10 protein-coding genes and 1 riboswitch are annotated in these 13,951 nt (G+C 66.8%); of the genes, 5 read left to right on the top strand and 5 right to left on the bottom strand.

Going from position 1 to position 13,951, the window contains the following annotated elements:
* Positions 1 to 250 precede the first annotated feature (250 nt).
* Positions 251 to 2,398 (top strand): elongation factor G-like protein EF-G2, encoded by a 2,148-nt coding sequence (locus EET13_RS01115; RefSeq protein ID WP_122440543.1) that lies wholly within the window; start codon positions 251 to 253, stop codon positions 2,396 to 2,398.
* Positions 2,399 to 2,406: 8 nt separating this feature from the next.
* Entirely contained in the window at positions 2,407 to 2,874 is a 468-nt protein-coding gene (locus EET13_RS01110) for a DUF2231 domain-containing protein (protein ID WP_122440542.1), read from the top strand.
* Positions 2,875 to 2,880: 6 nt separating this feature from the next.
* On the opposite strand, the gene EET13_RS01105 is transcribed toward EET13_RS01110, so the two are convergent.
* Positions 2,881 to 4,476: a FadD7 family fatty acid--CoA ligase gene (locus tag EET13_RS01105; RefSeq protein ID WP_122440579.1), complete on the bottom strand. Its 1,596-nt coding sequence runs from the start codon at positions 4,474 to 4,476 to the stop codon at positions 2,881 to 2,883.
* Positions 4,477 to 4,769: 293 nt separating this feature from the next.
* Here EET13_RS01105 and oxc point away from each other — a divergent pair, with 293 nt between their 5' ends.
* Positions 4,770 to 6,521: an oxalyl-CoA decarboxylase gene (oxc, locus tag EET13_RS01100; protein ID WP_122440541.1), complete on the top strand. Its 1,752-nt coding sequence runs from the start codon at positions 4,770 to 4,772 to the stop codon at positions 6,519 to 6,521.
* Here oxc and EET13_RS01095 read toward each other — a convergent pair.
* Positions 6,505 to 7,437: a LysR family transcriptional regulator gene (locus EET13_RS01095; protein ID WP_122440578.1), complete on the bottom strand. Its 933-nt coding sequence runs from the start codon at positions 7,435 to 7,437 to the stop codon at positions 6,505 to 6,507. The two genes, oxc and EET13_RS01095, sit on opposite strands and share 17 nt — an antisense overlap.
* Before the next feature lie 252 nt (positions 7,438 to 7,689).
* On the opposite strand from EET13_RS01095, the gene EET13_RS01090 reads away from it, so the two are divergent.
* Positions 7,690 to 8,445: a L,D-transpeptidase gene (locus EET13_RS01090; protein ID WP_122440577.1), complete on the top strand. Its 756-nt coding sequence runs from the start codon at positions 7,690 to 7,692 to the stop codon at positions 8,443 to 8,445.
* 92 nt (positions 8,446 to 8,537) lie between these two features.
* On the opposite strand, the gene EET13_RS01085 is transcribed toward EET13_RS01090, so the two are convergent.
* Both EET13_RS01085 and EET13_RS29800 read right to left on the bottom strand, forming a co-directional pair.
* Positions 8,538 to 10,310: an NRAMP family divalent metal transporter gene (locus EET13_RS01085; protein WP_168991038.1), complete on the bottom strand. Its 1,773-nt coding sequence runs from the start codon at positions 10,308 to 10,310 to the stop codon at positions 8,538 to 8,540.
* An 81-nt stretch (positions 10,311 to 10,391) separates the two neighbouring features.
* Positions 10,392 to 10,586: a hypothetical protein gene (locus EET13_RS29800; RefSeq protein WP_122494283.1), complete on the bottom strand. Its 195-nt coding sequence runs from the start codon at positions 10,584 to 10,586 to the stop codon at positions 10,392 to 10,394.
* 280 nt (positions 10,587 to 10,866) lie between these two features.
* Positions 10,867 to 11,039: riboswitch (M-box (ykoK) riboswitch) on the bottom strand.
* 454 nt (positions 11,040 to 11,493) lie between these two features.
* Between EET13_RS29800 and EET13_RS32685 the strand changes: the two genes are divergently transcribed.
* The gene (locus EET13_RS32685; RefSeq protein WP_122440539.1) at positions 11,494 to 11,706 is read left to right on the top strand and encodes an ankyrin repeat domain-containing protein; all 213 of its coding nucleotides are present in this window, start codon (positions 11,494 to 11,496) and stop codon (positions 11,704 to 11,706) included.
* 224 nt (positions 11,707 to 11,930) lie between these two features.
* On the opposite strand, the gene EET13_RS01065 is transcribed toward EET13_RS32685, so the two are convergent.
* Positions 11,931 to 13,943 carry an acyltransferase family protein gene (locus EET13_RS01065; RefSeq protein WP_122440575.1) on the bottom strand — a complete coding sequence of 671 codons (2,013 nt, stop codon included), beginning with the start codon at positions 13,941 to 13,943 and terminating at the stop codon, positions 11,931 to 11,933.
* Positions 13,944 to 13,951 lie beyond the last annotated feature (8 nt).

Raw genomic sequence — 13,951 nt, 5'->3', positions numbered from 1 at the left:
GCGCAGAGGCGGTCTTCGCCGGATTCCCGGCACCGCGCACGGCCGACGACGGCGCAGCACCCCCTTTGACCCATCGGCCGGGCCTTGTGCTGGGCGGCGGTTGGGGGAAAAGTTGCTACTGCGTCCTGTGGAGGCGTCCTGTGGAGGCGTCCTGTGAGTGCGTCCTGTGAACTGGAACGCACCGCTTACGGGAGTGGGCGGGGCTTGGATTCCTGACCTGAGAAGAACTGGGAAGAACTGGAGGAAAGTGATGGCCGACAGAGCGAGTACCTCCCAGGGGACGGGAGCTGCACCCACCGCGGATGGTCCGGACACCATTCGCAACGTGGTTCTGGTGGGGCCATCGGGCGGCGGCAAGACCACCTTGGTCGAGGCGCTGCTCGTCGCGGCCGGAGTACTGTCGCGGCCGGGATCGGTCACCGACGGCACCACGGTCTGCGACTACGACGACGCGGAGATTCGCCAGCAGCGCTCGGTCGGACTCGCGGTGGCCTCGCTGTCCCACGATGGCATCAAAGTGAATGTCGTGGACACCCCGGGATACGCCGATTTCGTGGGTGAGCTGCGCGCCGGGTTGCGAGCTGCGGACTGCGCGTTGTTTGTCATCGCGGCGAACGAGGGCGTCGACGAGCCGACCAAGTCTCTCTGGCAGGAATGCAGCCAAGTCGGCATGCCGCGCGCCGTGGTGATCACCAAGCTGGACCACGCCCGGGCGAACTACCCGGAGGCACTGGCTGCTGCGCAAGAGGCGTTCGGCGACAAGGTTTTACCGCTTTACCTGCCCGCCGGCGAGGGCCTGATCGGGTTGCTGTCGCAAACGCACTACGAGTATTCCGGCGGCAAGCGCACCGCGCGGCCACCGGACCCCTCGGAGGCCGATCGCATTGAGGAGGCCCGCGGCAGCCTGATCGAAGGCATCATCGAGGAGTCCGAGGACGAGTCGTTGATGGAGCGCTACCTCGGCGGCGAAGACATCGACGAAGCCGTCCTGATCCAGGATCTGGAGAAGGCCATTGCCCGCGGCTCGTTCTTTCCGGTGATCCCGGTGTGCAGCGGCACCGGCGTCGGCACCCTGGAACTGCTGGAGGTGGCTACCCGCGGCTTCCCGTCTCCGATGGAACACCCGCTACCGGAAGTGTTCACCCCCCAGGGTGCCGCACATGCCGGGTTGGCCTGCGACGTGGACGCGCCGTTGCTCGCCGAGGTGGTGAAGACGACGTCGGACCCGTACGTCGGCCGGGTCAGCCTGGTGCGGGTGTTCTCCGGAACCATCAAGCCCGACGCCACTGTTCATGTGTCAGGCCATTTCTCGTCCTTTTTCGGCGGCCCCAACGGGTCGGCGAACACCCACCCCGACCACGACGAAGACGAACGCATCGGACCGTTGTCGTTCCCGCTGGGCAAGCAGCAGCGGCCAGCCGCCGCGGTGGTGGCCGGCGACATCTGCGCCATCGGCAGGCTGAGCCGCGCCGAAACCGGTGACACCCTCTCGGACAAGGCCGAGCCGTTGGTGCTGAAGCCGTGGACAATGCCGGAGCCATTGCTGCCCATCGCGATTCAGGCGCACGCCAAGACCGACGAGGACAAATTGTCGGTCGGCTTGGGCCGGCTGGCCGCCGAAGACCCGACATTGCGGATCGAGCAGAACCAGGAGACCCACCAGATCGTGCTGTGGTGCATGGGCGAGGCCCATGCCGGCGTCGTGCTCGACGGGCTGGCCAATCGGTACGGCGTCACCGTGGACACCGTGCAACTGCGGGTACCGCTACGGGAAACGCTCGCCGGCAAGGCCAAAGGCCACGGCCGTCACGTCAAGCAATCCGGCGGGCACGGACAGTACGGGGTATGCGACATCGAGGTGGAGCCGTTGCCGGAGGGCTCCGGGTTCGAGTTCGTCGACAAGGTGGTTGGTGGCGCGGTGCCACGCCAATTCATCCCAAGCGTGGAGAAGGGCGTCCGGGCGCAGATGGAAAAGGGGGTGCACGCCGGCTATCCGGTGGTGGACGTGCGGGTCACCCTGCTCGACGGCAAGGCCCACAGCGTCGACTCCTCCGACTTCGCGTTCCAGATGGCCGGCGGACTGGCGCTGCGGGATGCTGCTGCGGCGACGAAGGTGGTCCTGCTTGAGCCGATCGACGAGATCTCGGTGCTGGTGCCCGATGATTTCGTGGGCGCAGTCATGGGTGATCTCTCCGGACGCCGCGGCCGGGTGCTGGGCACCGAGACCGCCGCCAACGAACGCACGGTGGTCAGAGCCGAAGTGCCGCAGGTCGAGTTGACCCGGTATGCCATCGACTTGCGCTCGCTCGCGCATGGCGCCGCATCATTCACCCGCACGTTCGCCCGCTACGAACCCATGCCGGAATCCGCTGCGGCCCGGGTGAAGACGACCGCGTAACTGGGCTCATGTCGACGGTCGACGGACTACCGGCTCACATATTGCTCAACCATCTGGTCGTCGTGCTGGGTCCGCTGACCGCGATTCTGGCGATCATCTGCGCGCTGTGGCCGGCCGCCCGCCGGCAACTGGTCTGGCTGACCCTGGCCCTGGCCGTCATCACCCTGGTGGTGACGCCGTTGACCGCGGACTCGGGCGAGTGGTTGGCCGGCAAGCTCGGCCAGGCGCCGGCGATTGATAAGCACGCGGATCTCGGCGAGACGATGTCCTACTTCGTGGCAGCACTGGCTGCGGCCGTCGTGGCGCTGGCGGTCGCCCACCGCCGCCGGGTACGCGGGCTCGCCGTCAAACCCGTTGTGCACCTGGTGATCACGCTGCTGGTGGTGGCCGCCGCCGCGGCCACGCTGGTCCAGACGTATCGCGTCGGCGACTCCGGCGCGCGAGCGGCGTGGGGTTCGGTCGCGTCGCCGCGGTGACCCAGGTTACGCCGGCGGAGCGAACCGTTGGGCCACGGCGCGACGGTCGAGTGAACCTTTCGCGGTGTGCGGCAGCTCGCTCGCCAGCTCGAAGGTGGCGGGAATCTCAAAGGCCGCCAAGCGTTCCCGGCAGAACTCGGTGAGTTCTTCGGGAGTCGGCGCAGGCTGACGAGGCACGATCACTGCCGCGACGGCTTCGCCGTAGAGCGGGTGGGGAACGCCGAAGACGGCTGGTTCCAAGACGTTGGGATGGGTGGCCAGCACATGTTCGACGCGCTCCGGCGATATCTTCTCCCCGCCGCGGTTGATCAGCTCTTTGATCCGGCCGCGGATGTTCAGGTCGCCGTCGGCCGACAATGTCCCCAGATCGCCGGTACGCAGCCAGCCGTCGGTGAAGTTGGCTTCGGTGATCTTTGGGTCGCCGAGGTAGCCGCGCACCACGGTGGGGCCGCGCAGCCAGACCTCGCCGACCTCGCCGGCGCCGACCGGCACTCCGCCGGATCCGACGATCCGGATCTCGGGCCCCGTCGACTTGCCCACCAAACCGGTTGACACTGCCGGATTTTCCTTCTCGTCGGGCCCTGTAGTGGCCACCTGGTGGGTGGCCTCGGTCATGCCGAACGCGCAGACCACCGGCGCGCTGAATTCCGCGTGCAGCGCCTGCGCCGTCTCCGGGGTGAGCGGGGCGCTGCAACTGCGGATGAACCGCAGGGCGGCTTTGGTGCCCGACGGTTCCGTCTTCGCGCGCTCCAGCAGGATCTGGTGAATAGTGGGCACCGCCGTGTACCAGGTGGCTTGCACGGCTTCGATGTCGTCCCAGAACGTGTGGGCCGAGAACTTGCCGCGCGCCGGCAACAGCACCGCGCCCCCTGATGCCAGGGTCGACAGCAATGCGGCCATCAATCCGTGGCCGTGATATAGCGGCATCACCGCCACGGTCGCATCCTGCGGACCCAGCCGGTACCCGGCGATGATGGCCCTGATCGAGCTGGCGATGTTTGCGTGCGTCCAGGGCACCATCTTGGGCAGGCCCGTCGTGCCGCCGGTGAACATGATCATGGCGTCGTCGGGTCGCAGCCCCTCGGGAGACGACGTGACCGGCTTCGGTTCCCCGGCAGCATCCAGATGCACCGACAGGGCGCCGTCATCGCGGCCCACCCTCACCGCCAGCGGCCACCAGCTGATCGCCGCGTCGTCCCCGTCGGGACCGCCGCCGTCCACCAGCACCACGCGCGCTCCGGATGCCTCGGCGCGGGCCCGCTGGTCGGCGACGGGCAGCGCCGGATCCAACGGGACCACCACCAGATCTGCTCGCGACGCGGCCACCAGCGCGACGACGAATTCGGCATTGCTGCCCGCTCGCAGCGCCACGCGGTCCCCCGGGAAAAGGCCCGCCCTGGTCAGCTGCCCGGCCAGGTCGTCGGCCAACCGGACCACGTCACGGTAGGTGATCGCGACGCGGTCGGCGGTCACAACCAGCGCCACCGCCTCCGGCCGCCGGGTCGCCGACACCGTCACCAGATCGGCAATCCGTGGGTTCGACGATTCGCCGGAGCCCTCGGAATCGAACTGTTCAGCCACCGACTTGGTGATGGATGACATCGCACGCTCCTCTCCGGTGTTGCTGGTGCCGCATCGGCTCCTGGTCAGCACCTTGCCGGTGACAACGCCGCTTGTCCAATATTGATCCGCTACCGCTCGATAGCCGGCGGCTATCGACTGCGCTCCCGCCGGCGGGGGCACCGGCCCAGGACCCTCGATAGACGACGTAAATCACTGAATAGCAGCTCGGTCTTGGACACCGCGCCGGTACTGAAAGAAAGTGATGATCGAGACATCCGCGGCCCGGAGCACTCCGCTCCCCGCTTCAGACATGGACACGAGGAGTCGCCACCATGGCCACCCAATCGGCATCTCCCGGCGAAACGGCGGCCGGACCGGTCCTGACCGACGGATTCCACCTCATGGTCGCCGCCCTCAAGGCCAACGACGTCGACACCATCTACGGGATCGTCGGCATTCCGATCACCGACCTCGCCCGCACCGCCCAGGCCGCGGGTATCCGCTACGTCGGCTTCCGCCATGAGGCCTCGGCCGGGAATGCGGCCGCGGCCGCCGGTTTCCTCACCGCGCGCCCCGGCATCTGCCTGACGACGTCGGGCCCCGGGTTTCTCAACGGCCTGCCCGCGCTGGCCAACGCAACCGCAAACTGCTTCCCGATGGTCCAGATCTCGGGATCGAGCCGGCGGTCCATCGTGGATCTGCAGCGCGGTGACTACCAGGAAATCGACCAGCTCAACGCCGCCCGCCCATTCGTCAAGGCGGCCTACCGGATCAACCGGGTGGAGGACATCGGGCTTGGGGTTGCGCGCGCCATTCGCGCCGCGATTTCGGGACGGCCCGGCGGGGTCTACCTCGACATCCCCGGCGAGGTGCTCGGTCAGGCGTTGGATGTCTCCGTTGCCGACGACAGCGTTTGGCGGCTGGTCGACCCGGCGCCGCGACAACTGCCCGCGGCCGACGCGGTCGACCGTGCCCTGCAGCTACTCGCGGCGGCCCGGCGCCCGCTGATCGTGCTCGGCAAGGGTGCAGCTTATGCTCGGGCCGACAACGTGATTCGCGAGTTCATCGAGACCACCGGGATTCCGTTCCTGCCGATGTCGATGGCCAAGGGGCTGCTGCCGGACTCGCATCCGCAGTCCGCGGGCGCAGCCCGGTCGCTGGCGATCGCACGTGCCGATACCGTCGTCCTGGTCGGCGCTCGGCTGAATTGGCTACTCGGACATGGCGAATCGCCGCAGTGGTCGGCCGACGCCAAGTTCATCCAGGTCGACATCGAGGCCTCGGAGTTCGACAGCAACCGGCCCGTGGCGGCACCGCTGACCGGTGACATCGGCTCGGTGGTGTCGGCGCTGCTGGGCGGCCTGACCCGACGCCTCATCGCAGCGCCGACGGCATGGACCGCCGAGCTGGCGGATCGCAAGGCGCGCAACGACGCCAAGATGCGCGAGCGGCTGGCCGAAAACCCGCATCCGATGCGGTTCTACAACGCGCTCGGCGCCATTCGCGCCGTGCTGCAACACAATCCCGACGTCTACGTGGTCAACGAAGGCGCCAACGCGCTGGATTTGGCGCGCAATGTCATCGACATGCAGTTGCCGCGCCACCGCCTCGACACCGGCACCTGGGGAGTGATGGGCATCGGCATGGGCTATTCGATCGCTGCCGCGGTGGAGACCGGGCGACCGGTCGTCGCGATAGAAGGGGACAGTGCATTCGGGTTTTCCGGCATGGAAATCGAGACCATCTGCCGGTACAACCTGCCGGTGACCGTGGTCATCCTCAACAACGGCGGCGTGTACCGCGGGGACGAGGCTCCGGCGTCCGGCAGCGATCCGGCACCTACCGTGCTCAATGCTCGCGCCCGCCATGAGCTACTCGCAGATGCCTTCGGCGGCAAGGGATATCACGTCACTACCCCCGCGGAGCTGACCGCGGCGCTGACCGCGGCGGTGGCGTCGGGGGGGCCGTCGATCATCGACTGCGAACTCGACCCCGCCGCCGGCGTGGAGAGCGGCCATCTGGCGAGCCTGAACCCCACCAGCGCGGCCACCACCCCGCCGGCACCGGTCAGCGTCCGCGGCTGATTCCCGACATCCGCACTTCGAAGAACTCGTCGAGGGCCAGCTCCCGCGCGCCGGCAACGAGCGCCCGGGCCACGGGCGATCCCGGCCCGCTTGAGTTGGTGGCCAGGGCGATCTGAGCTTTGATAATCGGATCCACCAGTTGAACCGGGCGCACCTCGCCTCCGGTCGGCGTCGTCCACAGCCAGGTATGGGGAACGATGGAAGCCCAGTGGCCGGTGGCAACCTGCGCGAAGAGCGCTGCGACGGAATCCGTCTCGACCTGCGGACTGACCCTGATGTCATGCTTGGCGAACACTGCGTCGATCAGCTGCCGATCCCGCATGTCCGGTGAGAGCAATGCCAGTGGCAGCTGCGCGGCATCCGGCCAACGCAGCGCCGATGTACCCACGGGGAACATGTCGGCCGGCGCGATCAGCACATGGCGCTCCTCGTACAGCGGCACCAAATCCACGTCGCGGCTGTCGTCCGGCGCCGGGTGCACGATGATGGCGTCCAGTTCAAACTCACGCAACCGGCGGTACAGCTCGGTCGAGGCCAAGCGGGAACAGATTTGCGCCTTGACCAACGGATGGGTCGAGCAGAACCCCGACAGCACCAGCGAAGCCGTCGTCGAGGCGGACGGCACGGTACCCAGTCGCAGCGTCCCGGTGATACCGGAGCGCACCGCGTCCACCTCGGCCTTGAACGCGTCGTGCTCGGCGAGAATCCGCTTGGCCCATACCACCAACCGCTCCCCCTCCGGGGTGAGGCCCTCGAAGCTGTGGCCACGGTTGATCAGGGTGACGTTGAGTTCGCGTTCGAGCTTGGCGATCGCCGACGACAGCGCGGGCTGGGAGACGTAACACTTCTCGGCCGCCCGCGCGAAGTGCCGCTCCTGGGCGACCGCCACAAAGTACTCCAGCTGACGAAAGAGCACTTGCACCTCCTCGGCCGGGAGCACGATCTCGCTGAGGCTAACGTGTCACAGGCCGGTCAGCCAGTGTCAATCGCCCAAGACTACAAAATCGGGGCATGTGCCGCGGGTCGGGAACACCTAGCGACGGACCGCTGCCATGACAATCGGAGCAAAGTCACGTTGCCAGTCCGAGATGTTTGCTGCAGCACGCGGCGGGTAGACAGCCACTAGAATGCGGTTGTGTTGATTGCACCGTCCCGAAGGGTGACCGTCATGCGCCACGCAGTTCGTTATCTATTCGTTATGGTTGCAATCACGACGATGGCCCTGGCCGGGTCGGGTGCCCTGGCAAGCGCCGCGGTGCCCCTGCCGCAGCCCGTACCGGGCGTCGCTTCGGTGTTGCCCGGCAACGGCGCGGTGGTGGGTGTGGCACATCCCGTCGTGGTGACATTCGCCACTCCGGTCATGGATCGCCGCGCCGCCGAACGGACCATTCGCGTCATGTCACCGAGCAATATGACCGGCCATTTCGAGTGGGTCGACAGCCTTGTCGTGCAGTGGGTTCCCGACCACTACTGGCCGGCCCACACCCGTATTTCGGTGGGTGTGCAGGAGCTGACGGACGGCTTCGAAACGGGCGACGAGTTGCTCGGGGTGGCCAGCATCTCCGCGCACACGTTCACCGTCAGCCGAAATGGCGAAGTGCTTCGCACGATGCCGGCATCGATGGGCAAGCCCAGCCGCCCCACCCCGATCGGCAACTTCAGCGCGCTGTCGAAAGAGCGCACCGTGGTGATGGATTCACGTACTATCGGTATCCCGCTGAACTCTTCTGACGGTTATCTGATCACCGCCTCGTACGCTGTTCGCGTCACTTGGAGCGGTGTCTATGTGCATTCGGCACCGTGGTCGGTCAATTCGCAGGGCTACGCCAACGTCAGCCACGGGTGCATCAACCTCAGCCCCGACAACGCCGCCTGGTACTTCAACACCGTCAACGTGGGCGATCCGATCGAAGTGGTGGCATAGCGGAGCGTCGCGGCGACGTGCGCTTCTTATCCACGCATCCCCCAAACGGGCGACCGGCCGTCCCCTGATCGGCGAACGGTCGCGCCGGCAGATCAAGCCAGGCCGGCCTCGACGACCTTGATGACGACCAGCACGACTGCCAGCACCAGGTAGGCGCGCAGAGTGAATAGGCCCGCACGACGGGCCGGCGACATGCTTGGGCGGGCGATGGTGGCCAGATCGGGGGTTCGCCAAGTGGCCCGGTCCTGCCGGCGAACAGCGCGCCGCTCGGCACGGGTAAGCAGCGAGGTGTGGTCGAGTTCGTCGACGTCGTGCGGATCCAGGCCGCCGCCGAATGCCCGCGAAATCGTCTCCGCCTTGCGACGATCGCCCTTTCGCCGGCCGGCGATCAGCACGCCGGCGCCGCCGATGATGCCGGCCGCCGCTCCGGCGGCGAGCCCGGCCACCAGCGTGGTCGTCGACAGGCTCGGGAAGAATGTCGTGGCGGTCAACGCCAGCGACAGTAACACCAGGCACCACACCGTCGACCAGGCAATGATGTTCTGCCGCATGGTGTTTACCCATGGCCCCAGAACCGCGCGATCGTTGCACAGCAGTACCAGAAAGACGGTCGCCGACGGCAGCAGGACGCCGGCCAGGGCTTGCACGCCCTGAGTGACCAGGCCAAGCACCTGGTCGGGACTGAACGCGATGGCGGCCGACACCGCCAGCAGAACGGCGTATCCGCCGTAGAACAGCGGCGCTTCGCTGACCTTCCAGTGCAGTGAATGCCGCTTGCCCATGGCGTCACCGACGGCATAGGTGGTGGCCAGACCGATCGCGTTGGCCCCGATCAGTGAAGCGTCGAGCAAGATGATCGCGAACAGCATGCCCACCGTGCCGCTGAAGTGGTGCGCCAGCCCCGTTGCAACCGCCCCCGCGTCGGTGAAGTGCCCGGCGTCGGCGCTGCCGGACAAACCGAAGGCGGTCACCGCCATCAGCGCTGTCGCGCCGACCATCACCACGACGATGCCGAGCACCAAGTCCGCTCGCGCATAAGAGATCCACTGTGTGGTGATGCGCTTGTCGACCACGTTGGACTGCTGGAAAAACAACTGCCATGGCGCGACGGTGGTGCCGACGATCGCGACGATCAGCAACAGCACTGTGGCGTCGAGCCCGCCGGGAAACTGCGGCATCAGTCCGTCAACGGTCCCGGTCAAGGTCGGATGCACCAGCAGTGCCATCGGGATGATCACCACGTTCACCGCGATCAGCAGGAACATCATCGCTTCCCAGCGGCGGAACGAACCGCCGGCCACCACGGCGAACAGCAGCACCGCGGCGGCCGGAACGGCGATCACCTTGGGACAGCCTAGGAAGCCGAGTGCCATTGACACCCCGATGAATTCGGTGACAATCGTCAGGGCGTTCAGTATCAGCAGATCACCGACACTGAACGCGCCCCAGAACTTGCCGAAGCGTTCGAATATCAACCGGGCGTGGCCGACCCGTGCCACAGCACCGAGTCGCAGCACCATCTCCTGGTTCACATACAGCACCGGAATCAGCAACGTCAGCGTCCACAACAAACTCATTCCGTAGTCCTGCCCGGCCTGTGCGTAGGTCGCGACCCCGCCGGCGTCGTTGTCGCCGACCATCACGATCAGGCCGGGTCCGCTGATGACCATCAAAGTCCGCAGGCGCGACCACCTTCCGCGGCTGGCGCCGTCGCCGCCGCGGGGGATGCGCCCGAAGGCGCCAACGATGTCGCCGGCATGTGCCGTGTCCGCCACGGCGGCGCCGGGCCCGACGGGGGTGGGCGGAGCTTGGCCGGACATGCTACCGGGCGGGCCACCGTGGTGCCGAGTGGTGATGGAAGTCATCGGATTGCTCGCTATCTCATCGAAGTTGGCACGGCGGGCCGGCCGGCGCCTGCCCGCTGAGTCGGTAGTGAACGGTGGGGGTTAGCGCGGGTTGGTGATCATCGCAATGGGCATCCGCGCCAGGTAGGCGTCGGTTCGCTGCTGCGCGGTCATGGCGAAGGGCGCACGCAGCTTGCCGGGCAGTCGCCGGCCGGCACGCAGCACCGACCGCCACCGGCCGCCGGGCATTTGGGTAACCCTGTGCGTCGCAGTCAAATTCGTGGTCATCGTGGTCATTGGTCTTCTCCTACCAGCAGCCCGATCGACTACGCCAATGGCCGGCACGACGAGCACCCGGTCAAGTGCCGCGTGAAGGCGCAGGGAATTGCCTGCGCGACAACGACAGTCCGGGAAACTCAGGCGGCAGGAATGCCGGAGTCGGATCGGGACAAGACGGATTTCGGATACGGACTATCGCCCGGACTACTCATCTCGCCCTCACCTCCTCACGGCCAGGACACACGGGGGTGTCACGACAGTCACCCGTAAGAGGCAGAAACGCCCGACGTCAACCGCCGGCGCACCCCTCTCGTCGGAGCTTCGGCACTGCACGGCGTATCCGGACCTCGCCCGGAAGCCACTTGGGCTCAACCCTTAAGCCGGGAAGAGCTGTCCTGACCCGGGGCGTCTCTCGACGTTCGGGGTCAGTGGCCTGTATCCATGCAGACGCCTCACCTACCGAGGTGCTTGCGGGTCTAATGCTTACACCGGTATCGGCGGCTCGTCAAACGGGATGTCGCCGAGGCCGGACGAGGTGAGTGTGCGTGACGCGGTGTGGCCCCGCTGACGATGAAGTTGCACAGCTATGGCGTCGGCGGCGCATGTCCTGGCAAATCAGGCCGATGAGCTGCAAGGCGAGTTGGACAGCATCACCTGTGACTGGCGCTCTTCCTGGCTGCTGCCTCGACAGCTTGTCGCGTTCCGACCCTGATGTAGGGGCGCGATAGGAGATCCAGTCCCTCGGTGCCCAACAGTCCGGGGGACCGTTCCCTCGGCCAAAAATGGCGATGAACAATAACGATCGTGACGGCGCGGGCAGAACGCCGCTGCACTACGCCGTCATTGACGCACCGGTGGGCCTAGACCATACGACGGCACTCAAGGATCCCGCGTTGAAGGCCGAAAACCACCGCAAGATAGTGGAATCTATCTGGCCAACTCTCGCAGGCTGTTAGACGCCGGCGCGGACGTCAACGTCATCGACGAGCAAGGTGTCACAGCGCTGCATTTTGCAGCCAAAGGAGAAAGCGACGAAGTAGTGCGGCTCCTGCCGGATGCCGGCGCTGACGTCGACGCCAGCAGCAATAAGGGTGAAACGCCCCTTATTCAGCGCCGTGACGACCACAACGCCGGCTAGGCTTCCCATCGTTCGGATGCTTCGCGAACACGGCGCCGTTCCGACGGTGATCACACGCGATGGCTTCAGCGCCCTCAAATATGTTCAGCGGTAAGAGAATCCGAACTACGGGAAATATTCGCCGACCCGCTCTAGGTCGAGCCCAATCCGGGGCCGGCTCCCATTCACACATTGCCGGTCCGACGACATGGAGCCTCCGCAACAGCTGCCAGGCACGCACCTGACTACCGCAGCGACTCCTCGAGCCAGGGCAGCAGCCATTTCACGCCTTCTGGAGTCAGGTGAACGCCGTCGCTGCGTACCAGGATGCCGTCGATCTTGGCGGTGTAAACGCCGTCAGGACACAGCTTCTTGTTCAGATCGATGATCCCGACATTTGGATGATCGCGAACCGTGTTGCGCAGCATGGTGTTCCATTGATTGACCCGGTCGGGCTGGTCCTCCGGGTAGAGGCGGCCGTCGGGTTTTTCGCCGCCGCGGCTGTAGGGAACGGTGGCCACCATCACCCGGACACCGCTGGAGCCGACGATATTGAGAGCCCGTTGCAGCTCGAAGTTGAGGTAGCCGTCGAAAGTCGGGTCACCGATGTGGGTCCACTTTCCTTCGTTGACCCGGTCTACGGTCTCCCACCGACCGATGATCAGCAGCGCGACATCGGGCTGATCCTGACTGATCTGTGCCGACCATCTGTTGGGCCAGCCGTCGCATTCCGGTCTTTGCTCCAGGGTCTGGCCGATGTAGCGATACGGGGTGCCGCGCACCAGGCTGCAGCCGATCACCGTGTGGTCGACGAATCGGAACCCGGGCGTGGGTGGCAGGTAGTGCATCATGGTCCAGCCGATCGAATCACCGAACACCGAAACGGTGAATGGCCGGTTGGGATCCCGCGGCCCGGTATTGGGCCCGGGCCGGCTCGGCCCCGGCGGCGACGGGGATACCGCCGCCACCGCCGAAACGCCGGGCGGCAGACCGACTTCGCGCAGACCGGGCCCGGTTGCGACGGGCACGACCAGCATGGTCGCCGCGGCCGCGGTCGCCACGGTGGCCGCGGCCAACGGCAGCAGCGGTACTCGCGCCGGCCGCCAGCGCCGGATGGGTTGCTCGATCAGCCACCACGATGCGGCGGCCAAGGCGACGGTGATGGCACAGCGAACCCCGAATAGTTTGAACCCGGTCCATCCGGTGCGTTCGCCGTTGAGCGCCAGGAAGATCGGCCAGTGCCACAGATAGATGCCGTACGAAATGGTGCCCAGCCATACCAAGGGCCGCCACGCCAGCAGCCGCGCCACCGCGCCGCGCTGCTCGATCGCCACCGGGGCGACCACGAAGACGGCGGCCACGGCCACGCCGAGCAGCAGGCCGTGCCGGAATTCGGTGACGCTGCCAGTGGCGAAGTGAGTCGCCGCCGCCAGGCCGGCCACGCCGATGACGGGCAGCACGCGGGCGATCCGCCGGCCCCACCGCGTCCGCAGCAGGCACCAGCCGCGGTTCAGCGCAGGCCAATCCCGAACCAGCAGAGCCGATGCCGCGGCGCCAATCATTAGGGCCTGGGCACGGGTATCGGTGCCGAAATAGATCCGGTCACGCGTGGTCGCCGAGACAAAGACGATGGCCGCGGCGGCAGAGGCCAGCGCACCCAGGGTAGCGAGCACGAAGGCGGCGAACCGCACGTGCCCCACCGTGGTCTTGGCGAAGTAGCGTTTGGCGCGGGCCGCCAACAGCAAGGTCACCGCGATCAGTAGCAGCGGCCAGGCGATGTAGTACTGCTCCTCCACCCCGAGCGACCAGGTGTGCTGCAGCGGTGAGGGCGGAGCACCCTGGGTGAAGTAGTCGGTCTTCTGCGCCACAAACCGCCAGTTGGCCAGCCACAGAAAGGCGGCGATGGCGTCGCTGCGCAGACCGGTAAGCGCTTGGTAGGGAAGGAATTCGCGCGCCGCGGTAACGGTGAGCACCATCAGGACCAGCGCCGGCAGCAGCCGTCGGGCGCGGCGAATCCAAAACGCAGTCAAGCTGATACGGCCGGTGTGGCGCAGCTCGTCGAGCAGCAGCGACGTGATCAGGAATCCGCTGAGGACGAAGAAGACGTCCACCCCGATGAACCCGCCGGTCATGCCGGGAATGCCGCCATGGCCGGCGAGAACCAGGGCAACGGCGATCGCGCGCAGGCCGTCCAGCGCCGGGATACCGCCGTGTCGCTCGGGCCGCTCCGAAACGGCTCGCCGTCCCGCGCGGCGCACCGGGGCCA

It is taken from the genome of Mycobacterium attenuatum (assembly GCF_900566085.1).
In the GTDB taxonomy this organism is placed as follows: Bacteria; Actinomycetota; Actinomycetes; order Mycobacteriales; family Mycobacteriaceae; genus Mycobacterium; species Mycobacterium attenuatum.
Note: the sequence above shows the minus strand (reverse complement) of the source record. Positions and strands in the feature narration are given on the sequence as shown.